The sequence below is a fragment of the Brevundimonas sp. BR2-1 genome (assembly GCF_037626195.1).
Classification (GTDB): domain Bacteria; phylum Pseudomonadota; class Alphaproteobacteria; order Caulobacterales; family Caulobacteraceae; genus Brevundimonas.
On the sequence record NZ_JARKMV010000003.1, the window covers coordinates 121,275 to 142,770 of the forward strand.

Here is a 21,496-nt window from a genome sequence, read left to right on the forward strand (position 1 = left end):
CTCAGCGGGCCATCCCGGTCGGAACCTCGCGGCCCAGCGCCTCGGCCATCCCCTGCTGCGACAGAAGGAAGACGGCGTCGCGCGAGTGGTAGTTGTTGGACAGGACGATCACGGTCACGTCCTCGTCCGGCTGGTAGGTCATCAGGTTGCGGAACCCTGACCAGCTGCCGGTGTGGAAGATCTGGCGATCCAGGAACGGCGGCGAGACGCGCTGGCCGATGCTGTTGACGAAAACCCCGAAGCCCCAGTCGCGGCGCTGACGTCCGCGTTCCGGCGGCGTGTTCTCGGGCGCGTGGTCGGCGATCATCATGGCGTAGCTGCGCGGGGTCAGCAGATGGCCGCGATGCAGGGCCCGCTCCCAGACCAGCAGATCGTCCAGCGTCGAATACAGGGCGCCCGCGGCGAAGATGATGCTGACATTGGCTTCGGGCTGGGGCGTGGGGCCGCCGCCGCCGAGGTTGGCGTAGCCCATGACCACGTCGGACAGGCCGTCGTCATAGCCGGTGTCGTTCATGCCCAGCGGCTGGAAGAAGGCCTTGTGCAGGTAGTCGTGCAGCGGCATGCCGGACGCCTGTTCGACCACGGCGCCCAGCAGATTGTAGCCGGCGTTGTTGTAACGGACCTTCGTTCCGGGTGGAAACTGAAGGCCATACTGTTTTGATTCTTCAGTCAGTTCCTGACGCGTTGCGGGCGTGACGCGGCGCACGCCCCAGCCTGGCCGCGCCATCAGGTCGGGCACGCCCGAACTGTGCGCCAGCAGGTGATACAGGCGGATCGGCTCCCAGGCGGGCGGGCACGGCTGGATCCATTTGCACAGCGGATCATGGGTCGACAGCACGCCCTCGTCCTGCAGCCGCAGGATGGCGGCGGCGGTGAACTGTTTGCTGATCGAGGCGAGGCGGAAGCGCGAGTCGAGCCGCAGCGGCGTTCCCTGACTGCGGTCGGCGAAGCCGTGGACCTGACGGAACAGGACCTGATCGCCGCGCGCGACCAGGACGCCGCCGGTGAACTGGCCCGAGCCGCCCCAGCGGTCCAGCTGCGCCTTCAGCGCCGGCAGGGTCTCGACCACTTCGAGCGGCGGCCGCGGCGGCAGGGGCGCGGCGGCCGTCGGGACAACTTCAGGCTGGACGCTGACCCAGGCAAACAGGCCTGCCGCTGCGATCAGCAGGGCCGACAGGACGGCGATCACAAGCCGGGGATGGCCCCCGGCGTTTCTGGGTACGTTGAACACGGTGAACTAGACGTCGAAATCCAGCCCGAACTGGGCGTAGAGGGCGCGGGAATCCTGCCATTTCGGGTCGACCTTGACCGTCAGAAACAGGTGGACGGGACGGTCAAGCAGCTCGGTCAGCTCCTCGCGCGACTTCTGGCCGATCCATTTCAGGGTCTGGCCGCCCTTGCCCAGGACGATGGGCCGCTGGCTCTCGCGCTCGACATAGATGGTCTGTTCGATCCGGGCCGAGCCGTCGGCCTTGTCCTCGAACGAGGTGGTTTCGACGGCGGCCGAATAGGGCAGTTCCTCATGGACGCGCAGATAGACCTTCTCGCGCGTGATCTCGGCGGCCAGGACCCGCATCGGCACGTCGGCCGACTGGTCTTCCGGATAGAGCCAGGGCCCCTTGGGCATGGCGCGGGCCAGACGCTGCTTCAGGTCGTCGACGCCGTCGCCGGTGAGGGCCGAGATCATATAGACCTCGGAATAGAGGCCGGTTTCGAACAGGGCGTGTGACAGCGCCAGCAGGGTGTCGCGGCGCATGCCGTCGATCTTGTTGAGGGCCAGGATGACCCTGGTGTCGGTCGCCTTCAGGTTGGCGATGATGGTCTCGGTGTCCTCGGCCGAGCGGCGGTCGGCGGCCTGGCCTTCCTTGCCCTCGGAGGCTATGTGCGAAGCGGCGTCAATCAGGTGGACAACCACGTCGGCGTCCTGCGCTCCGCCCCAGGCCGAGGCGACCATGGCGCGGTCCAGACGGCGGCGCGGGGTGAAGATGCCGGGGGTGTCGACCAGCACGATCTGGGCGTCGCCCTCGATGGCGATGCCGCGCACGGGGAAGCGCGTGGTCTGGACCTTCTGGGTGACGATCGAGACCTTGGTTCCCGTCAGACGATTGACCAGAGTGGACTTGCCGGCGTTCGGGGCGCCGATGATGGCGGCGAAGCCTGCGCTCTGGTTTTCAGGGTTGGTCAAATCACGCCTTCACGCTGCAGCAGGCCGACGGCGGCCGCTTTCTCCGCGTCCTGACGCGAACGGCCTTGCGCGGTCAAGGGCGGATATCCGGCCACGCTGACTTCGACGGTGAATGTCGGGGCGTGATCCGAGCCCTTGCGTTCGACGATACGGTAGACGGGCAAAGGCTTTGCGTGGGCCAGCGCCCACTCCTGCAGGGCCGATTTCGGATTGGTCAGGGATTTGCGCGGCGGGGCCGACAGTTCGTCCGCCCACGTCCTGTCGAACACGGCGCGGGCCGCCTCGATGCCGCCGTCGAACCAGGCGGCGGCGAGGATGGCCTCCATGGCGTCGCCCAGAACGCCCTCGCGGCGGCGTCCGCCCTGTTTGGCCTCGCCCGGCGACAGGCGCATGGCGTCGCCGACCCCGACCGCCTCGGCGACGCGGGCGCAGGCGGCCTTGTCGACCAGGGCGTGCAGGCGCGAGGACATTTCGCCCTCATTGGCGTCAGGGTGATCGCGCATCAGCCGGTCGGCGACCAGCAGGCCCAGCACCCGGTCGCCGAGGAACTCCAGCCGCTGGTTGTCGGCGAACAGGCGGCCGCGAGCATCGCGCTCGGCCCCCTCCCCCACGCTGGCGTGGGTCAGGGCGAGATCCAGCAGGGCCGGATCCCTGAACTCATGGCCGAGGCGGCGCGCAAGCGCCCGGACAGCCTCGGCCCGTCTGTCCGCCATCAGTCGAGAACGGTGAAGAACCGGCTCGGGCGGATCTTCGAGAACCAGCTGACCGGGTTCCACAGCGAGGCGCCGGGCGACCACGAGAACAGGATGATCTCGGCCTTGCCGATCAGGTTTTCCGCCGGCACCAGGCCGACGCCCTGGGACTGTTCGACCCGGCTGTCGATCGAGTTGTCGCGGTTGTCGCCCATCATGAAGTAGTGGCCGGCCGGAACCTCGAACACCGGGGTGTTGTCCAGATCATTGCCGGGACCGAAGTCCTGGATGGTGATCGTCTTGCCCTCGGGCAGGGTCTCGCGCATCCGCACGATGGGCATGCCGTACATATTGGTCACGTCGGCGCCGCTGACGACGACGTCGCGCACGGGCTGGCCGTTGATGTTCAGCACATTGTTGATCATCTGGATCCGGTCGCCCGGCAGGCCGATCAGGCGTTTGATGTAGTCGGTCCTGTTGTCGCGCGGCAGTTTGAATACGACGATGTCGCCGCGTTTCGGCGCCTGGGCCATGATCCGGCCGTCGAAGATCGGCGGGCTGAACGGGATCGAGTGTTTCGAATAGCCGTAGCTCCACTTGGACACGACGATGTAGTCGCCCTCGTAGAGGTTGGGCTCCATCGAGGCCGACGGGATCGTGAAGGGCTGGAACAGGATCACGCGCAGGACGAAGGCGATCAGCAGGGCGAAGAAGATCGTCTTGACGAACTCGAAGCCCTCGCCGCTTCCGCCGCCTGATTTCTTCTTGCCGCCCTTGCCGCGGGCGTAGACGGGGGTCGTGTCGACATCCTCGAACGGGGCGTCGCCGGCGTCGCTCCAGACGGGCCTGGGCGCGGCGGCGGCTACGGCAGCGCCCGCGGCAGCGGCGGCGACGGGCGCGGCATGACTGTCATGGGCGTGATCATCCTGGCCGTGCGCATGGTCGTCATGGCCGTGCGCGGCCGGCGCGTGCGTCTCGTGGCCATGATCGGCATGGCCGTGGTCCGCGGGCGCGGCATGGTCGTCATGACCATGGGCGTCGTGACCGTGGGCATGGTCGTCATGCCCGTGCGCGTGGGCTTCCGCCGGATGAGCGGCGTGGTCGTCGTGACCGTGCGCCGCAGAGGCGTGATCGTCGTGACCGTGAGCGTGGTCGTCGTGGCCATGTGCAGCAGGCGCATGCGCGTCATGACCGTGATCGGCATGGCCGTGGTCCGCGGGCGCGGCGTGTTCGTCATGACCGTGGCCATGGGCGTCCGCGGCCGGATGGGCGGCGTGATCGTCATGCCCGTGGGTGTCATGCCCATGCGCGTCAGGCGCGGCGGGGGCGTGGTCGTCGTGACCTGCATGGCCGTGGTCGTCGTGCGGCTTGTGCTCGTCGCTCATCTCGGTTTGTCCCCCAGCCGCTGTTCCGCGGTCATTGCGGCGAAATCGGTATAACGTGATTAAGCCACGGGCAAGGCTTCGATCACCACGAAGGCGAGCGCGTACGGATGCTCGTCGCTGAGCGTCAGATGTATCCGTGGTTCATGACCGGGCGGTGTCAGCCTTAACAGGTGTTCACGCGCATGGCCGGTCAGGGCCAGGGTCGGCTGTCCCGAGCGCTGGTTCACCACCCCCATGTCGCGCCAGTAGACATCGGCGCGCATGCCGGTGCCAAGGGCCTTGGCGCAGGCTTCCTTGGCGGCGAACCGCTTGGCGTAGCTCCAGGCGGGGTCGGGCTTGCGGTCGGACCGGGCCTGCTCCAGCTCCGTAAAGCAGCGCTGTCTGAACCGGTCGCCGAAGCGCTCGAGCGAGCGCTGGATGCGGCGGATGTCGCACAGGTCGGCCCCGACGCCGACGATCATGTCGCCCCCGATCCGGCGTTGTCCATGGCGGCGCGCATGCGGTGGATGGCCGGGGTCAGGCCGACGAATACGGCCTCGCCGATCAGGAAATGGCCGATGTTGAGCTCGCGAATCTCGGAAATCGCCAGCATGTGGGCGGCGGTGACATAGTCCAGGCCATGGCCGGCGTGGACCTCGAGGCCGAGGTCGAAGGCGCGCGTCGCAGCTGTCTGCAGCCGCTCGAACTCCACGGCGCGATCGTCGCCCGACAGATGGCAGTAACGGCCGGTGTGCAACTCCACGACCTGGGCCCCGACGGCGCGGGAGGCCTGGACCTGTTCCAGACTGGGCTCGATGAACAGCGAGACCCGCATGCCGGCGTCGGCGAGGGCCTTCACCACGGGCTGGATGCGCGCCTCCTGGCCGGCGACGGCCAGTCCGCCCTCGGTCGTCACCTCCTCGCGCCGCTCGGGCACCAGACAGGCGGCGTGCGGGCGGTGGCGCAGGGCGATGGCCAGCATCTCGTCCGTGACGGCCATCTCGAGGTTCAGCGGCCGACCCGCGACCGCGCACAGGTCGCTCAGAGCGGCGATGTCGGCGTCGGTGATGTGTCGGCGATCCTCGCGCAGGTGGGCCGTGATGCCGTCGGCCCCGGCGGCGAGGGCTTCACGCGCCGCACGGACGGGATCGGGATGGGCGCCGCCGCGGGCGTTCCGCACCGTGGCGACGTGGTCGATATTGACGCCGAGCCTGACCGGATGCGCCATCGCCTACCCCTGGTTCGACAGCCGACGGCTGCCGGGATCCTCGACCGGCAAGGCGGCGAGTTCGGGCGGCAGGGCGTCGGCGGGATATGCGGGCACGTCCAGCGTGGCCAGGGCGACCAGGGGCACGCCGACGTCGGCGCGGCCGCCGGAACGGTCGACGATACAGGCGGCCGCCAGGACGTCTCCGCCCGCCGCCCTGATCGCCGCGATGCATTCGCGCGAGCTCAGACCCGTGGTGACGATGTCCTCGACCATGACGACCTTCTGGCCGGGCTCGATGTGGAAGCCGCGGCGCAGCCTGAATTCGCCGCCCTCGCGTTCGACGTACATCGAAGGGACCTTGAGCCAGCGGGCGGTCTCGTAGCCGGGAATAATGCCGCCGACGGCGGGGGAAATGGCGACGTCCACAGGCCCGACCGCCGCCGTGATCTTCTCCGCCAGCGCCTTGCAGAGGCGGGCGCAGCGTTCGGCGTCCATGAAGACGAGGTTCTTCTGCAGGAAGACGGGGCTGTGCAGGCCCGAGGACAGCACGAAATGGCCTTCGCGCAGGGCGCCGGCGCCGCGGAATTCGTCGAGTACGTCGTCTGAGGTCATGGCGGCTGTCATAACGAGCGCCGCCGCCGCCGCAAGGCCCTAGCCCCGCGCCCGTTCGACCGTATCGACCGACGGGTTGGTCCGCAGGGCCGCCATGATGGCGGTGGCGTGTTTGGCGTCCTCGACCTCCATGTCGATATCGACGTCGAAGAAGTCCTGCTGCCGGTGGCTCATCACCAGGTTCAGGATGTTGCCGCCGGCCTCGCCGATGATGGTGGCGACCTGACCGAGGACGCCGGGCGCGTTCTTGATCGTGGCGCGGATGCGGGCCGAGGCGACGGCCCCCTGTTCGGCCTGCGGCGTCCATTGCAGGTCCTGCCAGACGGAATCGTCGTCAGTGAAGTCGGCCAGACGCTGGCAGTCGATGGTGTGCACCGTCAGTCCGGCCTCGGGCTCAAGGATGCCGACGATGCGGTCGCCGGGCACGGGGGAGCAGCAGTGGCCGAAATGGATGCTGACGCCCGGGGTCAGGCCGCCGCCGCGTACGAACAGACGCGCCTGTTCGTCGCCGATGCGTTTGCGGTCGGGCCCGGCCTTCAGCCGGCCCTTGAGCGCCGGGAACAGGGTCTCGCCGACCTTGGCCGCCGAGAGGCGCCCTCGGCCGATGGCCTCGAACAGGTCTTCTTCCGAGGCGACCGACAGGGTTTCCAGCATCGCCTTCAGCGACACCTCGGCCAGGGTCTTGCCGGCGCGGGAGAGGGTCTGCTCCAGCGTCGCCCGGCCCAGCTTCTGGAACTCCCCGCGTTCCGAGGTGCGGATGTGCCGGCGGATGGCGGAGCGGGCGCGACCCGTGACCGTCAGCGAGCGCCAGTCGACCGGAATTTCGCGCTTGGAGCCGCGGACGATCTCGATGACGTCGCCGTTCTGCAGCTGGGTGCGCATCGGCTTCAGCTCGCCGTTGATCTTGGCGCCCACGGCCGTATCGCCGACCTCGGTGTGAACGGCGTAGGCGAAGTCCAGCGGCATGCCGCCGCGCGGCAGGGTGATCAGCGAGCCCTTCGGCGTGAAGACGAAGACCTGTTCGAGGTACATCTCCAGCTTGGCGTGCTCGACCCAGTCCTCGCCGCCTTCGCCGTGTTCGATCACCTGCACGAGGTGGCGCAGGTTCTGCAGCGGGTCGCGGCCGCCGTCCTTCTCCATGGCCTCCTTGTCGAAGCCATAGGACTTGTTCTTGTAGGCCCAGTGCGCCGCCACCCCGTCCTCGGCGACGCGGTCCATCGCCTCGGTGCGGATCTGCATCTCGATGCGCAGGCCAGACGGTCCGACAACAGTCGTGTGCAAGGACCGGTAATTGTTCGACTTCGGCGTCGAGATAAAGTCCTTGAACCGCTCGGGCACCACGGGCCAGGCGCGGTGGATGACGCCCAGGGCGCGGTAGCAGTCATCCTCGGCCTCGACCAGCACCCGGAAGCCGTAGATGTCCGACAGGGACGAGAAGCCGACGGACTTGCGCTGCAGTTTGCGCCATATCGAATAGGGCGTCTTCTGGCGGCCGAAGACCTTGGCCCTGACCCCTGCTTCGGACAGTACGCGCTCGACCTCGCGCGACACGCCGTCGATGGCGCGGCCGTGCTCCAGCTTCAGCGCCTCCAGACGGCGCTCGATGGCGGTGCGGGCGGTAGGGTTCAGATGTTCGAACGCCAGCTCTTCCAGCTCGGAGGCGATCGAGTGGATGCCGATCGAGCGGCCCAGCGGGGCATAGACTTCCAGGGTCTCGCGGCTGATGCGCTCGCGCTTCTCGGGTTTGACGTGTTTCAGCGTCCGCATGTTGTGCAGACGGTCGGCCAGTTTCACGAGCAGGACGCGGACGTCCTTGGAGATGGCGAGGATGAATTTGCGCAGGTTCTCCGCCTGGCGCGTGTGTTCGGCCTGAAGTTCAAGCCGCGACAGCTTGGTCACGCCCTCCACCAGCGAAGCCACCTCCTCGCCGAAGCGTTCGGCGATGTCGTCGCGGGTGGCAGATGTGTCCTCGACCACGTCGTGCAGCAGGGCCGTGACGATGGTGGCGGTGTCGAGCCGGTAGTCGGTCAGGATCCCGGCGACCTGGATCGGGTGGGCGAAATAGGGGTCGCCCGAGGCCCGCAGCTGCGAGCCGTGCATCTTCATGGCGTAGACGTAGGCGCGGTTCAGCAGCGCCTCGTCCGCGGTCGGGTCATAGGCGCGGACGGCCTCGACCAGTTCGAACTGGCGCAGGACCCTGGAGCGCGGATGATCGTCAGGGTCCACGTGCGGACGTGGACCTCCGGGGTCGTTCAGATTGGCGGGTTCGGGCGTCGGCGCGGGCTGCCGCGCCGGCAGGATGGTGATACCGTTGGCGGGTTCCGCCGTCAGTACCGCTCCTCCTGGCCGCCGTCGCGGTCGCTTTGCAGCGCACGGATCAGCTCGGCCTCGGCCATGTTCATGTGCTGGGGTTCAGCCAGCAGGCCGACGATTTCGGCCTCATCCTCGGCTTCGGTACGCTCGTCGACGCGTTGCAGGGCGACGATGACGGTTTCGCGCAGTTCTTCCGGCGCGACGGTCGAGTCGGCCAGTTCGCGCAGGGCCACGACCGGATTCTTGTCGTTGTCGCGGTCGAGGGTCAGGGGCGCGCCGTTGGCGATGGCGCGGGCGCGGTTGCCCGCCAGCAGAACCAGGCCGAACCGGTTCGGCACCTTCTCGATGCAGTCTTCGACAGTGACGCGAGCCATGAATATCCTCGGGCGCGGGGGGAGAACCGCACAAACTATAGGGTAAGCCCCAATTGTGCAACGCCGCATGGGCGAGAATGAGGCATCGTGAACCGGCGCTTCCGCCGGTCGAGCGATTGTCAGGTCGGCTGTTCGCCCGTGCTCGCGACGACGGGTTCGGCCACCGCCGGCGCCGCCATTTCCACCGGGGCCGGCCCGGCAGGGTCGACCGGAGGCGTGGTCAGCATCAACACGGCCAGGCCGATTCCCAGAAGGGGAGCGGCATAGGCCCAGTAGCGGGTCGGAATAAAGAACAGCGAACCGGCGTGCTTGCGGACAACGATGCGTTGCTGGGTGGCTTCGTCTATGAAGGCCCGCCCCTCGCCCTTCTCGATCTGTCGAGCCAGGAGGAAGGAACCGAGGCCCGCCAGCAGGCCGGCGAAAACGAAGCTCACGGCGGTGGCCGTGTTCGGGTCGGCCGAAACAAGGCCCCCGACCGGAATCCCAACGACGAAACCGACAACGTAGAAAACGGCTACAAGAAAGCCCCAGCCGGACCAGACGATCATGATTGTTCCCCCGCGCTCCCCCGAGCGCCGAATCAAGCTTAGCCGTGCGGTCTGAGAGGGAAACACCTTTTGCGGCATTCGACGCGACACGGTCGGCCGTTGTGGAAAAAATGCCTCACCTGCCTGGGGCGGCGTCGATCCCTACGCTCGCCGAGTTGGCCAGGTCGGCGGCGGTCCGGCCGTTCAGGGGATGTATCCAGGCGGGCGCGATCTCGGCGAGCGGCCCCATGACGAACTTGCGGTCCGCCGCACGGGGGTGCGGAACGACCAGTGCGTCGAGTTGCCCCGTCAGTCGGCCATAGGCGATCAGGTCCAGATCCAGGGTCCTCGGCGCGTTCGGCCGGCCCCGCTGGCGACCGAACGCCTCCTCGATCCGGCCCAGCGCCGCCATGAGGTCGTGGGGCTCATGTTCGGTGCGGACGATCACCACCCCGTTCAGGAAGGGTGGATCGGCCGGGTCGGGCCAGGCGGCGGACCGCCACCATGACGAGCGGGCGACGACGTCGATCCCCTCGGACCGGAACCGGGCCAGGGAGGCTTCCAGCGCCTCGCGGCAGTCGGCCCAGGCCCCCTTGTCATTGCAGCCGAGGGCGACGATGACAGCCGAGTCCAGATCAGGCGCGCCGTCTATTTCGACGGAGGCGTGGACGTCTATTTCGCTGGAGCCCTTTTCCATGACGCCTTATCCGACCGAGCGCATCGCCCTGTTCATCGACGGGGCCAATCTGTATTCCGCGGCCAAGGCGCTGAACGCCGATCTCGACTTCAGGAAGCTGGTCGAGACGTATCGCAGCCAGGCCGTTCTGGTTCGGGCGTATTATTACACGGCGGTGATCGAGGGCGAAGAGTTCTCGCCGATCAAGCCCTTGGTCGACTGGCTGGACTACAACGGCTTCACCGTGGTGACCAAGCCGGTGAAGCGGTTCACGGACGCCCAGGGCCATACCCGGACCAAGGGCAATATGGACATCGAGATCGCCGTCGACATGCTGGAGTTCGCGCCGCACATCGACCATGCGGTCCTGTTCTCGGGCGACGGCGACTTCCGCCGGCTGGTGCAGGCGGTGCAGGCGACGGGGGTGCGGGTCACCGTGGTCTCGACGACCAAGAGCCAGCCGCCGCAGATCGCCGACGAACTGAGGCGGCAGGCGGACGCGTTTGTGGATCTGTCCGACCTGCTGCCCGAAATCGGCCGGCCGCGCGCGGCGGCGGCGCAGCCGACCAGCCGGGTGTTCGAGACGGATCACCGCGAATGAGCCTGAATCCCGAGCCGCCCCGCGGCTGTCCGCTGTGTCCGCGACTGGTCGAATACCGGCGCGAAAACCAGCGCCAGAACCCCGACTGGTTCAACGGCCCGGCTCCGTCGTTCGGAGACCCGGACGCGCGACTGCTGGTTGCCGGACTGGCGCCGGGACGGACGGGGGCCAACCGCACTGGCCGGCCGTTCACCGGCGACGGCGCGGGCTGGATTCTGTACGAGACGCTGATCAGGACGGGCTTCGCGACGGGGGTGTACGACGCGCGGCCCGACGACACGCTGAAACTGGTCGACTGCATGGTCACCAACGCCGTGCGCTGCGCCCCGCCCGGCAACAAGCCCCTGCCCGTGGAGGAAGCGACCTGCCGGCCCTTCCTGACCGCGCGCCTGGCCGCCCTGCCCCGGCTGAAGGTCATCGTCACCCTGGGCGACGTATCCCGCCGGAATGTCCTGAAGGCCTTGGGCCTGAAGGGGACGGCGGCGCCTCCGGGCCACGGGGTCGAGGCGACGCTGGGCGGCTATGTGATCCTGAACAGCTACCACTGCTCCCGTCTCAACACGAACACGGGGCGGCTGACACCGGCCATGTTCGAGGCTGTGTTCCGGCGGGCGCGCGAGCTGATCGAGGCCTGATCGACCTCGCTCTCGGGCGGCGGGTGTGGCTCGCCTGCAACGCGAATCACACGGCGTCGGGTGTACCCTCCGGGGTCAGGAACAGTGCTGCCCAGCTTGCGTTGATCGAACAGCTTTGGAGGCTGTGATGCGTAGGTCGAACGGGGCGTTCACGCCCCAGGAACGGAAGACGGCGATGTGGGCCCTGCTGATGGCGGCCCTGCTCGCGGCGATGGGGTTGATGATCCAGCAATACAGTCAGCCGTCGCTCGGGCCCGGGGGCGCCGACGCCTATATGACGGCGTCGGCGCCGGGGGTGCTGGACGCCCGTCCGGTGATGGACGCGCCCGCACCCGTCGTCTGACGATCAGCCCCGGTCCTTCATCAGCCGGGCCTTGTCGCGCTGCCAGTCGCGCTGGGCCGTGGCCTCGCGCTTGTCGTGCAGCTTCTTGCCCTTGGCCAGGGCGATCTCGATCTTCGCCTTGCCCGCCTCATTCAGGTACAGCTTGACCGGAATGATGGTCTGGCCGTCGCGCTGAACGGCGCCGATCAACTTGTCGATCTGCTTGCGGTGCAGCAGAAGTTTCCGGTGTCGCCGCGGCTCGTGGTTGAAGCGGTTGGCCTGTTTGTAGGGCGGGATGTCGGCGTTCACGAGCACGATCTCGCGCCCCTCCACCGCCGCATAGCTTTCGGCGATATTGGCGCGCCCGTCGCGCAGGGCCTTGATCTCGGTGCCCAGCAGCATGATGCCGGCCTCGATGAAGTCCTCCAGGAAATAGTCGAAGCGCGCCCGCCGGTTCTCGGCGATCACCTTCATCTTCGGCGCTGTCGAGGCCATCAGCCCAGACCCGCATCCGCCATGGCGCGGTCGATGGCGGGCTTGACGGCGTCGGCCGTCGGAGCCAGCGGCAGGCGCACCTCCTCGCCGCACAGGCCCAGCCGGGACAGGGCGTATTTGGTCGGCGACGGGGAGTTGTCGAGGAACAGGCCCTTGTGCAGGCCGATCAGCCGGTCCTGCCAGTCGCGCGCCGCAGCATAGTCGCCGGCGGCGGCGGCCTCGTGCAGGGCGACCATGCCCTCGGGCGCGACATTGGAGGTGACCGAGACCACCCCGACGCCGCCATGGGCGTGATAGCCGAGGTAGCTGGGGTCGTCGCCCGAGATCAGATCGAACTGGCCGCCGATGTTGGCGCGCATCCAGCTGACGCGCGACAGGTCGCCCGTGGCGTCCTTGATGCCGACGATGTTCGGATGCGCCGCCAGCCGGGCGACGATGTCGTTGGACATGTCGACGCCGGTCCGGCCGGGCACGTTATACAGCAGTATGGGCAGCTGGACGGCGTCGGCGACGGCCTCGAAATGCAGCGCCAGCCCCTCCTGCGAGGGCCGGTTGTAATAGGGGGTGACGATCAGGGCGCCGTCCGCGCCGACGGTCTTGGCGTGGCGGGCCAGTTCGATGGCCTTGTCGGTTGCCGAGGACCCGGCCCCGGCGATGACCCGGACCCGGCCGGCGGCGACCTGCACGCACAGGTCGACGACGCGCTTGTGCTCATCCAGATGCAGGGACGCGCTCTCGCCCGTCGTGCCCATGGGCACGACGCCGTGAATTCCCGCGGCGATCTGGCGTTCCAGAAGCCGGGTGAAGGCGGCTTCGTCCACCTTTCCGTCACGAAGTGGTGTGATCAGGGCGGTGATCACGCCCTTGAACAAGGGGGCGGTCATTGAGAGAGATGGTCCTGCGTGGAAATGGCGACGTTCGCCGCGACAAGCGCTGGAGGGTAGGTTGCCGGTCGCCCGACCGCAACCGCGACGCATGGAGTTCGGACACGTAATGATCGCCGCCAGCCTCGCGGGCGCCATCGCCCTGCTCGCCCCGCCGCTCGAGACCATGGCGCCCGAAGGCCTGTTCGCCCAGGAACGGCCCTACAACGCGGTCGCCGCCGGACCGGTCAGCAACCAGCCGCGCACGCTGAACGATCAGGACACCGCCCTCTTCCGCCAGGGTCTGGCCGCCGCCCGCAACCGCGACGTCGCGGCCGCCCGCAGCGCCGCGTCACAGATCGGCGACCCGACGGCGCGCAAGCTGGTCGAATGGGCCCTGCTGGACACCTCGGGCGAGCAACTGCCCTACAGCGACCTGGCCGACGCCCAGACCCGTTTCGCCGGCTGGCCTCGCGCCGAAAGCCGCCGCATCGCCGTCGAGCGAGCGCTCGACCTGGCCTCGCCGGGCGCCGAGGCGGTCATGAACCTGTTCTCTTCGGCCCCGCCCTCGACGGTTCAGGGCGCGATCGCCCTGGCCGACGCCATGGAGCAGCGCGGGCGTCGCGATGAGGCGCGAGCCCTGATCACCGACTGGTGGCGGACGAAATCGTTCGACGACGCCGCCCAGACCCGCATCCTCAACCGCTGGGGCGGCGAGCTGAGCCAGGCCGACCATGAGGCGCGGCTGAACATGCTGCTGCTGGGCCCGCACGGGCCGGCGACCCGGTCGATGGTCTCGCGCGTCTCGTCCGAGCGTCAGGCCGTGGCCAACGCCGTCATGGCCCTGCGCACCGCCTACAGCCCGGACGCGATCGTGGCGGGTCTCAGCCCGTCACAGGCGATGGATCCCGCCGTCGTGCTGGAGCGGGTGCGCATCCTGCGCTCGCAGACCCGCCAGTCCGAGGGCTTCCCCCTGCTCGGCGCCCTGCCCGCAGCGCCCTCGCACGCCGAGGGCCAGAACACCCTGTGGAGCGAGCGCCGCAACTATTTCCTCGACGCCCTGCAGCAGCGGAACTGGCAGGCGGCCTATGACGCCATGGCCGGTCACGGCTTCCCCTCGGGCGACCGCAAGGTGGACGCCGAATTCTTCGCCGGCTGGGTCGCCCTGGTGAAGCTGAACGATCCGGCGCGGGCGACGCGCCATTTCGAAACCCTGCGCCAGACCTCCTCGACCCCGATCACCCAGGGCCGCGCCCTCTACTGGCTGGGCCGCGCCGCCGAGGCGCAAGGCGCCACGCCCGCCGCTGTCCAGTACTACCAGGCGGGTTCGCGCCACATCCAGACCTTCTACGGCCAGCTCGCGGCCGAAAAGGCCGGAATGACCACCATCACCCTGCCCGGCGATCCCGTGCCCTCGGGCGCGGATATCGCGGCTTTCGAGGACAACCAGATCGTCCGCGCCATGCGCATCCTGGGCGAGACGGGCGAGACCAGCCTGTTCCGCGTCTTCGCCTATCAGCTGGACCACGACCTGCCGGGCCCCTCGCAGCTGGCCCTGCTGATGGACATGTCGCGCAACTATGGCGAGGGCTTCACCGCCATGATGGTCGGCCGCGCGGCCAGCCAGCGCGGCTTCCTGATGCCCGAGCGCCAGTATCCGATCCGCATGCCGCCGCAGGTCGGCGGCGCGGCGCCGCTGGAGTTCACCCTGGCCATCACGCGACAGGAATCCAGCTTTGATCCCCGCGCCCGGTCCGGCGCCGATGCGCGCGGCATGATGCAGTTCCTGCCGTCGACGGGCGCCGCCGTGGCGCGGCAGCTGGGCATGCCGTTCTCGGCGGAGCGGCTGTGGGATCCGGACTTCAACATGACGCTGGGCAGCTATCACCTCGGTGATCTGACGCGGAATTTCGGAGGCTCGATGCTGCTGACGACGGTGGGTTACAACGCCGGCCCGGCGCGGCCGCCGCAATGGATCGCCCGTTGCGGCGATCCGCGGGGCGGTTCGGTCGACCCGGTGGATTTCATCGAGTGCGCACCCTTCACCGAAACGCGCAACTACATGATGCGAGTCATGGAAAACATGCAGGTTTATCGCGCGAGATTGAATGGGGGGACGGCGCCGCTGACGCTGTCGGAAGATCTGCGCCGCGGCGCGCCGGCGGGGCCCATGCCGTACACCGCCTATGCGCCGGAGACGGATTCGACCGCGACGCCCTATCCCGCCAACTGACGCCGTCCGGCCGCCAGCAACGGTCCTTCGGGGCCGGCGATCCAACGGCCCGTCAGGCCGAACACGCGCGCCATGATGTCGGGTGAAAGGGCCTCCATCGGCAAGGCGTCGGCGACCACCCTGCCCTGATCCAGTACGGCGACCCGGTCGGCGAAACGCACCGCCAGAGCCAGGTCGTGCAGGCTGACCAGCACCGCCTGTCCGCCCCGGGCCCGGGCCTGAAGCCGTTCCAGCACCATCAGCTGGGCGTCAGGATCCAGTCCGGCGATCGGTTCGTCCACGAGCAGGCCCCGGGCGCCGGTGGCCAGAGCCCGAGCCAACAGGACGCGGGCGCGCTCGCCGCCCGACATTTCGGCGACGCCGCGGTCGGCAAGATGACCGGCCTCGACCTCATTCAGAGCGGCCTGGGCCCGGGCATGCGCATCCGCAGCCTGCAGGAAGGGCGCGCCCAGGGCGGCGACCTCGATCGCGGGCAGGTTCCAGGCGATACGGCGCTCCTGCGGCAGATAGGCGACCCGCCTCGCCCGCTGGGGCGGCGACAGGGCTGCGACATCGTCCCCGTCCAGACGGGCGTGGCCCACGGTCAGGGGCAGAAGTCCGGCGAGGGCGCGGATGGCGCTGGACTTGCCGGCGCCGTTCGGCCCCACCACGGCGACCAGTTCGCCGGCGGCGACCGACAGATCGACATCGTCCAGGACGATGCGGCCGCCCAGCGACGCCGTGACGCCGGTCAGGGTCAGGACGCTCACAGCCGCCATTCCCGCGCCGCCCGCCATGCGATCAGGGCGAACAGTGGCGCGCCGACAAGGGCGGTGAAGACGCCCAGCTTCAGTTCCTGATCCGTCGGCGTCAGCCGGGCGAGCAGGTCGGCGATGACCAGCATCAGCCCACCGGCGAGAGCGGACGGCGCCAGCAGCCGGCCCGGATCGCCGCGCACGGCGCTGCGCACCAGATGCGGGGCGGCCAGACCGACGAAGCCGATCACCCCCGCCACGGCTACCGCCGCGCCGGTCGCCAGGGCGGCGGCCAGAAGGGCCAGCAGTCTCAGCCGCGCCATGGGCAGGCCCGAGGTGCGCGCCGTCTCCTCGCCAAGGCTCAGCATGCGGAGGCCCGGAGCAGCGAAGGCGGCCAGAACCGCGGAAATCAGCACTGGCGGCGTGACCCAGGCGACGTCGATCCAGCTACGGTTCTGCACCGAGCCCAGCAGCCAGCCCATGACCTCGGCGCTGGCGATCGGCGACGGCGACAGGTTGAAGATCAGAGCCGTGGCGGCGCCGGCGAAACTGGACACGGCGACCCCGAACAGGATCAGCGCTTCGGGCGAACGGACGCGCGCCGAAAACAGGATCAGCAGCGCCCCGGCCAGCCCGGCGCCGAGGAGAGCCGAGACCTCGACCGCGCCCGGAACCGCCGCAGCGCCCAGGACGATGGCGCTCGCCGCGCCCAGGGCCGCGACCGCCGACACCCCCAGCACGCCCGGATCGGCCAGCGGATTCCTCAGCAGGCCCTGCATGACCGCCCCGGCCAGCCCCAGCGCGGCGCCCACCATCAAGGCGGTGGCGACTCTCGGGGCCCGGACCTGCCAGAGAACCTCGCCCGGTCCGGACGCCGGATCGGCGAAGGCCTGAGCCCACTGGCGGCTGTCGAAAACGCTCTCGCCCAGCAGGACGGCGCCCACGACGGCCGCGAGGATGAGCAGCGCCAGGCCGACGGTCAGACGCGACGGTCTCATGCCCCGCCCTTCAGCGTCGCGGCGGCGTCGGCCGCGAACCAGCCGGGGCAGGTCAGGGCCGCGGACGGCAGTTTCGCCGCCACCCTGCCCCGCATCAGTCGCCGGAGCGCCGGATGACGGCCCGCGCCGCGCCAGTCGCTCCGCGTCTGATCGAAGAAGCCGAGCACGAACCGCGCCGGCGGAAACATCACCATCCGCTCGATGCTGACCGGCGCGAAATACGGCGCCTCCGCCGCATTGGCGAACCCCGCCGCAGACAGGATGGCGTCGATCAGCGTCCCCTTCCCGGCCGTGAAGCCGCCGGCGGTCAGGTACAGCGCCCGCGGCTTCGCCGCCGCTTCACCGATGGGGCGGGCTGGCAAGGTCGCGTTCATGCGGGCGATCAGGGCCTCGCCGCGTTTCGTCGCGCCCAAGCCTTTCGACACCGTCCGGATATCGGCGCGCACGCCGTCGAAGTCCGTTGCATCCTCTATGGTCAGGACCCGCACGCCGTCCGCTTCCAGCCGCGCCAGCAGGCGGGGCTCGCCGCCCCAGTAACGGACCACCACATCGGGCTGGAAGGCGATAGCCGCCTCCAGCGTCGGCCGGACGCGCCGGCGTCCCACGGCGGCGTCGCGCATCCAGGCGTCGGGATCATCGGCGCGCGGCGAAAGGGCCAGGTCGGCGTCAGGAGCGAGCGCCAGCGCGTACTGGTCCGCGCACTGATCCAGCGACAGGACCCGCAACGGACGCGCCTCGGCTCCGCCCGGCGCGAGCAGAACCCCGCCGGCGAGGACCGCGACCGCGAGTCTCATCGCTTCAGGAGACCCGCGAACAGCCCGTCCAGCAGGGTCGTGACCAGGGTTTCGCGGTCGACCCAGCCGAAATAGGGTTTGGTGATCATCAGCGAAACGACGCCGTGCACCCCGGCCCACAAGGCCTGGGCCGTGGTTCGCGCGTCGCCGCGCAACAGCCCGGCCGCCTCGACGTCCTCGACCGCCTGTTCGAACGAGCGGAACAGCTCGTGACCCAGTTCCCGCGCCGCCGACTGGGCTCCTTCGCGCAGTTCGATGGGACGGGTCATATAGGCCAGACGGTAGGCGTTGGGATTGGCGAAACCGAAGGCGACATAGGCTTCCAGCATCATCCGCAGTCGCGCCGCCGGTTCGACGGTCCGGCTGGTCACGCCCTCATTGGCCTCCAGCAGGGCGGAGAAGGCGCGGCTGCAGATTTCGTGCAGGATCTCGCTCTTCTCCGAGAAATGCATGTAGAGCGCCGTCGACGACAGGCCGACCTCGTCCGCGATCTTGCGGATGGTGGCGCCCTCATAGCCGTGCTCGACGAAAATCCGTTCGGCCGCGGCCAGGATTTCCGCGCGGCGCGCGTGGCCCTCGCCTTTCGGCTTTCTCTGCGAGCGGGGATTGAGGGTTACGGCGGTCAAGACGCGCACTCCGGGGGCCGTCCCTGAATAGCGGCATTCCCCGGCCTGCGCCAACCGCTTGCCTTGCGGGAATCACCGCGATAACCATGCGTTGTGGAGAGGGTACAACCAGACGATCCCGGGATTCGCCGGCGGGAAGCCGGACGATATGGACCGCCGTTCGACCGGAGCGCGGCCAGGCGCAGCCTCGCGCCCTTCCAGACCGCGGCCCTGTGCGCCCTCGTCGCCGGAACCGGCGCGCTTGTCTGGTTTGAGCCCCGGCTCTTCGGACACGGCGTCGTTGTCGCGGGAGCGTGGGGCTTTCTGGCCGTCGCCGTGTGGAGGATCAGCCTGATCCTGCTCAGCGCCTTATCACGCGCACCGTCGCCCGATCCGACCAGTTGGCCCCGCTATACGGTCCTGGCGGCGCTCTATCACGAAGCCGAGATCGTGGGCCAGCTGATCGAGCGTCTGTCCCGGATCGACTATCCCGCCGACCGCCTGCAGGGCCTGCTGGTGCTGGAGGCGCACGATGAAGACACCATCGCCGCCGCCCATGCGACGCCGCGGCCGGACTGGCTGGAGGTGTTGGTGGTCCCGGCGGGCAGGCCACAGACCAAGCCCCGCGCGTTGAACTGGGCCCTGGCCTACGCCACGGGCGACCTGCTGACCGTCTATGACGCGGAGGACGACCCTGACCCCTTACAGCTTCGCGAGGCGGCGGCGCGGTTCGGCGCGGACCCGACGGGGAAGCTGGCGTGCCTGCAGGCGCCTCTGCGTATCCGGCGGCGAGCACGGACGCCGGACGCCTCGCCCTTCCTCGACCGGCAGTTCGCGGCCGAATACGCCAGCCTGTTCGAGACGACCCTGCCCGGCATCGCACGCCTGGGCCTGCCCTTCCCGTTGGGCGGCACTAGCAACCATTTCCGGACCGACGTGCTCAGCGCTGTCGAAGGCTGGGACGCGTGGAACGTGACCGAAGACGCCGATCTCGGCTTCCGCCTGTGGGCCCGGGGCTGGAAGCTGGGCGTGATCTCGCGGCCGACATGGGAGACGCCGCCGGGCGGGCTCGACAACTGGCTCCCGCAGCGAACGCGATGGCTGAAGGGCTATATGCAGACCTGGGGCGTGCATACGCGCGAGCCGTGGCGGCTGGGCCGGCGCGGAGCCGTGGCGCTGGTCCTGACCGTCGGCGCGGGTCTGGTCTCCGCTGCGCTGCATGGACTGTCGCTGGCCTGGGTGGCGGCGACCGTGCTGGTGTCCTTGATGGCGGGTCTGCCGCCCGAGACGCCGGCCCTCGCGTTAAGCGTCCTGGTGCTGGGCGCGGCGTCCGCCTGGCTATCCTGCGCCATCGGCGCGCGGCGCGCGGGCGTGCCATACGGGCCGCGCGACATGCTCGCCGCCCCGGCCTACTGGGCCCTGCTCAGCCTCGCCTTCGTCCATGCCGCGTGGCGTCTGGTTCTCGATCCCTTCGCCTGGGACAAGACCCGGCATCGCCGCGATGCGCCGCCGGAACCGGTGGAAACGCACGACGTGCTGGACGAGACCGCGCCTCTCCGCCTATCAGCCGTGCATGCCGCCGCGCCTGAACCCGTTGCCTGAGACCCTGGTCACCCGCGCCTGGGCCGATTACGCCCTGCTGGACAGCGGCGGCGGCCGCAAGCTGGAGCGCTATGGCCGGTTCACGGTCGTCCGGCCGGAGCCTCAGTGCTTCTGGTCTCCCCGTGATCCATCGGCCTTCGACGCCGCCGACGCCGTGTTCGACCCGACCGACGAGGACGAGAGCGGGCGCTGGCGGTTCGCCGGGAATCCGATCGACACCTTCCCCCTGGCCTGGCGCGATGTGCGCTTCACCAGCCGGTTCACGCCGTTCCGTCATCTGGCCTTCTTCCCCGAACAGGCCGCGAACTGGGAGTGGCTGGACGGGCGCGTGCGGACCCTGCGCAAGCCGAGGATCCTGAACCTGTTCGGCTACACCGGCGTCGCCAGCCTGGCCTGCGCCGCCGCCGGGGCCGAGGTGACCCATGTCGACGCGTCGAAGAAGTCGGTGGCCTGGGCCCGCGAGAACGCCGAGCTGTCGAGCATGTCCGACAAGCCGATCCGCTGGATCGTCGAGGACTGCCGCAAATACGTGGCGCGGGAAGTCCGGCGCGGATCGAAATACGACGGGATCATTCTGGATCCGCCGAAGTATGGACGGGGACCGACCGGCGAGGTCTGGCGGCTGTTCGAGGATCTGCCGGGCCTGCTGAAGGACTGTGCGGCCCTGTTGTCAGACGACGCCTCCTTCCTGCTGCTGAACGCCTATGCCGCGCGTATCTCGGGCCTGTCGCTGTCGCACATCATGGCCGAGGCGACGGCCGAGCGCGGCGGAACGATCGACTGGGGCGAACTGGCCCTGGCTGAGGATGGGTCCGACGGGCGCGCCATCGGTCTGAGCTTCTTTGCGCGGTGGTCGGCGTGACAGAGCGGCTGATCACCTCCCTGACCAACGACACGGTCAAGGCCGTGCGCGCCCTGCATATGCGCAAGGAGCGGGAGAGCACCGGCCGTTTCCTGGCCGAAGGGCTGAAATTCATCGGCGAGGCGCTGGACCAGAACCGGACCCCTCGCCTGCTGCTGGTCGGCGAGGATGCCCGGCCGCATCCGATCCTGGACCGGGCCCGCGAGGCGACCCGGGCGGGCGGCGGCGAGGTGGTGGTGGTGACCCACGCCATCCTCGAGAAGATCAGCCGGCGCGACAATCCGCAGACGGTGCTGGGCGTGTTCGACCAGGTCTATACGCCCCTGTCGGCGATCCAGCCGGCCGCCGCCCCCGCCTGGGTCGCGCTGGAACAGGTGCGCGATCCGGGCAATCTGGGCACCATCATCCGCACGGCGGATTCCGCTGGCTGCGGCGGAGTGATCCTGATCGGGGACTGCGTCGACCCCTATTCGGTCGAGGCCGTGCGGGCGACCATGGGCTCGGTCTTCGCCGTCGCCATCGCCCGGGCCACGCCCGCCGAATTCCTCGCGTGGCGGCAGACCTGGCCCGGCAGCGTCATCGGCACCCGGCTGGACGCGGTCCACGGCTATCGCGACGCGGCGATCCAGCATCCGGCCCTGATCCTGATGGGCAATGAGCAGGCCGGCCTGACCGACGCCCTGGCCGCCGCCTGCGACGTCAACGTCAAGATCCCCATGCGCGGTCGGGCCGACAGCCTGAACCTGGCGGTGGCGACCGGGATCATGGCCTATGCGGTGACCGACGCGGCCTGAGCAGA

The 21,496-nt window shown here is 69.2% G+C and carries 23 protein-coding genes and 1 pseudogene; 7 read left to right on the forward strand and 17 right to left on the reverse strand.

Going from position 1 to position 21,496, the window contains the following annotated elements; translation table 11 throughout:
- Position 1: 1 nt before the first annotated feature.
- From BrevBR_RS13500 to folK, 11 genes and pseudogenes are all read right to left on the reverse strand, one after another.
- Complete coding sequence (locus BrevBR_RS13500; RefSeq protein ID WP_340001293.1) at positions 2-1,231, reverse strand: serine hydrolase domain-containing protein; 1,230 nt, start codon at positions 1,229-1,231, stop codon at positions 2-4.
- 6 nt (positions 1,232-1,237) lie between these two features.
- A complete protein-coding gene (era, locus tag BrevBR_RS13505; protein WP_340001294.1) occupies positions 1,238-2,185 on the reverse strand; it encodes a GTPase Era in 948 nt (315 codons plus the stop codon).
- Entirely contained in the window at positions 2,182-2,898 is a 717-nt protein-coding gene (gene rnc, locus BrevBR_RS13510; protein ID WP_332640462.1) for a ribonuclease III, read from the reverse strand. The genes era and rnc overlap by 4 nt, the downstream gene beginning before the upstream one ends.
- A pseudogene (gene lepB / locus BrevBR_RS13515) lies at positions 2,898-3,611 on the reverse strand (signal peptidase I); the annotation flags it as partial. The gene rnc and the pseudogene lepB, both read right to left, overlap by 1 nt.
- A 710-nt stretch (positions 3,612-4,321) precedes the next feature.
- Positions 4,322-4,723 (reverse strand): holo-ACP synthase, encoded by a 402-nt coding sequence (acpS, locus tag BrevBR_RS13520; RefSeq protein ID WP_332640463.1) that lies wholly within the window; start codon positions 4,721-4,723, stop codon positions 4,322-4,324.
- A complete protein-coding gene (locus BrevBR_RS13525) occupies positions 4,720-5,469 on the reverse strand; it encodes a pyridoxine 5'-phosphate synthase (protein WP_340001295.1) in 750 nt (249 codons plus the stop codon). The genes acpS and BrevBR_RS13525 overlap by 4 nt, the downstream gene beginning before the upstream one ends.
- 3 nt (positions 5,470-5,472) lie before the next feature.
- Positions 5,473-6,063, reverse strand: coding sequence for an orotate phosphoribosyltransferase (gene pyrE / locus BrevBR_RS13530; RefSeq protein WP_340001296.1), 591 nt, complete (start codon positions 6,061-6,063; stop codon positions 5,473-5,475).
- Positions 6,064-6,102: 39 nt separating this feature from the next.
- Positions 6,103-8,289, reverse strand: coding sequence for a RelA/SpoT family protein (locus BrevBR_RS13535; RefSeq protein ID WP_332640467.1), 2,187 nt, complete (start codon positions 8,287-8,289; stop codon positions 6,103-6,105).
- Between the two features lie 101 nt (positions 8,290-8,390).
- Complete coding sequence (gene rpoZ, locus BrevBR_RS13540) at positions 8,391-8,750, reverse strand: DNA-directed RNA polymerase subunit omega (RefSeq protein WP_292064166.1); 360 nt, start codon at positions 8,748-8,750, stop codon at positions 8,391-8,393.
- A gap of 119 nt (positions 8,751-8,869) precedes the next feature.
- Positions 8,870-9,298 (reverse strand): hypothetical protein, encoded by a 429-nt coding sequence (locus BrevBR_RS13545; RefSeq protein WP_332640468.1) that lies wholly within the window; start codon positions 9,296-9,298, stop codon positions 8,870-8,872.
- Between the two features lie 115 nt (positions 9,299-9,413).
- Positions 9,414-9,974, reverse strand: coding sequence for a 2-amino-4-hydroxy-6-hydroxymethyldihydropteridine diphosphokinase (folK, locus tag BrevBR_RS13550; protein WP_340001297.1), 561 nt, complete (start codon positions 9,972-9,974; stop codon positions 9,414-9,416).
- Between folK and BrevBR_RS13555 the strand changes: the two genes are divergently transcribed.
- The 3 genes from BrevBR_RS13555 (at position 9,973) to BrevBR_RS13565 (ending at position 11,532) form a co-directional block, all read left to right on the forward strand.
- Positions 9,973-10,554 carry a LabA-like NYN domain-containing protein gene (locus BrevBR_RS13555; RefSeq protein WP_340001298.1) on the forward strand — a complete coding sequence of 194 codons (582 nt, stop codon included), beginning with the start codon at positions 9,973-9,975 and terminating at the stop codon, positions 10,552-10,554. The genes folK and BrevBR_RS13555 overlap by 2 nt on opposite strands.
- Complete coding sequence (locus BrevBR_RS13560) at positions 10,551-11,189, forward strand: uracil-DNA glycosylase (protein ID WP_340001299.1); 639 nt, start codon at positions 10,551-10,553, stop codon at positions 11,187-11,189. Before BrevBR_RS13555 ends, BrevBR_RS13560 begins: the two co-directional genes overlap by 4 nt.
- Before the next feature lie 127 nt (positions 11,190-11,316).
- Complete coding sequence (locus BrevBR_RS13565; RefSeq protein ID WP_332640472.1) at positions 11,317-11,532, forward strand: hypothetical protein; 216 nt, start codon at positions 11,317-11,319, stop codon at positions 11,530-11,532.
- Between the two features lie 3 nt (positions 11,533-11,535).
- On the opposite strand, the gene smpB is transcribed toward BrevBR_RS13565, so the two are convergent.
- Together smpB and dapA are read right to left on the reverse strand one after the other, a co-directional pair.
- Positions 11,536-11,985, reverse strand: coding sequence for an SsrA-binding protein SmpB (gene smpB / locus BrevBR_RS13570; protein ID WP_332640553.1), 450 nt, complete (start codon positions 11,983-11,985; stop codon positions 11,536-11,538).
- Positions 11,986-12,005: 20 nt separating this feature from the next.
- Entirely contained in the window at positions 12,006-12,890 is an 885-nt protein-coding gene (gene dapA, locus BrevBR_RS13575) for a 4-hydroxy-tetrahydrodipicolinate synthase (protein ID WP_340001300.1), read from the reverse strand.
- A gap of 109 nt (positions 12,891-12,999) precedes the next feature.
- Between dapA and BrevBR_RS13580 the strand changes: the two genes are divergently transcribed.
- The gene (locus BrevBR_RS13580) at positions 13,000-15,102 is read left to right on the forward strand and encodes a lytic transglycosylase domain-containing protein (protein ID WP_340001301.1); all 2,103 of its coding nucleotides are present in this window, start codon (positions 13,000-13,002) and stop codon (positions 15,100-15,102) included.
- On the opposite strand, the gene BrevBR_RS13585 is transcribed toward BrevBR_RS13580, so the two are convergent.
- From BrevBR_RS13585 to BrevBR_RS13600, 4 genes are read right to left on the reverse strand one after another with little or no spacing between them, the layout of a single operon-like run.
- Complete coding sequence (locus BrevBR_RS13585; RefSeq protein WP_340001302.1) at positions 15,087-15,860, reverse strand: ABC transporter ATP-binding protein; 774 nt, start codon at positions 15,858-15,860, stop codon at positions 15,087-15,089. The genes BrevBR_RS13580 and BrevBR_RS13585 overlap by 16 nt on opposite strands.
- Positions 15,848-16,834 (reverse strand): FecCD family ABC transporter permease, encoded by a 987-nt coding sequence (locus tag BrevBR_RS13590; RefSeq protein WP_340001304.1) that lies wholly within the window; start codon positions 16,832-16,834, stop codon positions 15,848-15,850. The genes BrevBR_RS13585 and BrevBR_RS13590 overlap by 13 nt, the downstream gene beginning before the upstream one ends.
- Positions 16,831-17,628, reverse strand: a complete 798-nt coding sequence (locus tag BrevBR_RS13595; RefSeq protein ID WP_340001305.1) for an ABC transporter substrate-binding protein — start codon at positions 17,626-17,628, stop codon at positions 16,831-16,833. Before BrevBR_RS13595 ends, BrevBR_RS13590 begins: the two co-directional genes overlap by 4 nt.
- Positions 17,625-18,254: a TetR/AcrR family transcriptional regulator gene (locus BrevBR_RS13600; protein WP_332640480.1), complete on the reverse strand. Its 630-nt coding sequence runs from the start codon at positions 18,252-18,254 to the stop codon at positions 17,625-17,627. Before BrevBR_RS13600 ends, BrevBR_RS13595 begins: the two co-directional genes overlap by 4 nt.
- Before the next feature lie 315 nt (positions 18,255-18,569).
- Between BrevBR_RS13600 and BrevBR_RS13605 the strand changes: the two genes are divergently transcribed.
- Genes BrevBR_RS13605 through BrevBR_RS13615 form a run of 3 tightly spaced genes read left to right on the forward strand, consistent with a single transcriptional unit; the run spans position 18,570 to position 21,491 of the window.
- Positions 18,570-19,835, forward strand: a complete 1,266-nt coding sequence (locus BrevBR_RS13605) for a glycosyltransferase family 2 protein (RefSeq protein WP_332640481.1) — start codon at positions 18,570-18,572, stop codon at positions 19,833-19,835.
- Positions 19,807-20,697 (forward strand): class I SAM-dependent methyltransferase, encoded by an 891-nt coding sequence (locus BrevBR_RS13610; RefSeq protein WP_340001306.1) that lies wholly within the window; start codon positions 19,807-19,809, stop codon positions 20,695-20,697. Before BrevBR_RS13605 ends, BrevBR_RS13610 begins: the two co-directional genes overlap by 29 nt.
- Positions 20,694-21,491, forward strand: a complete 798-nt coding sequence (locus BrevBR_RS13615) for a TrmH family RNA methyltransferase (protein WP_332640484.1) — start codon at positions 20,694-20,696, stop codon at positions 21,489-21,491. The genes BrevBR_RS13610 and BrevBR_RS13615 overlap by 4 nt, the downstream gene beginning before the upstream one ends.
- Positions 21,492-21,496: the final 5 nt, after the last annotated feature.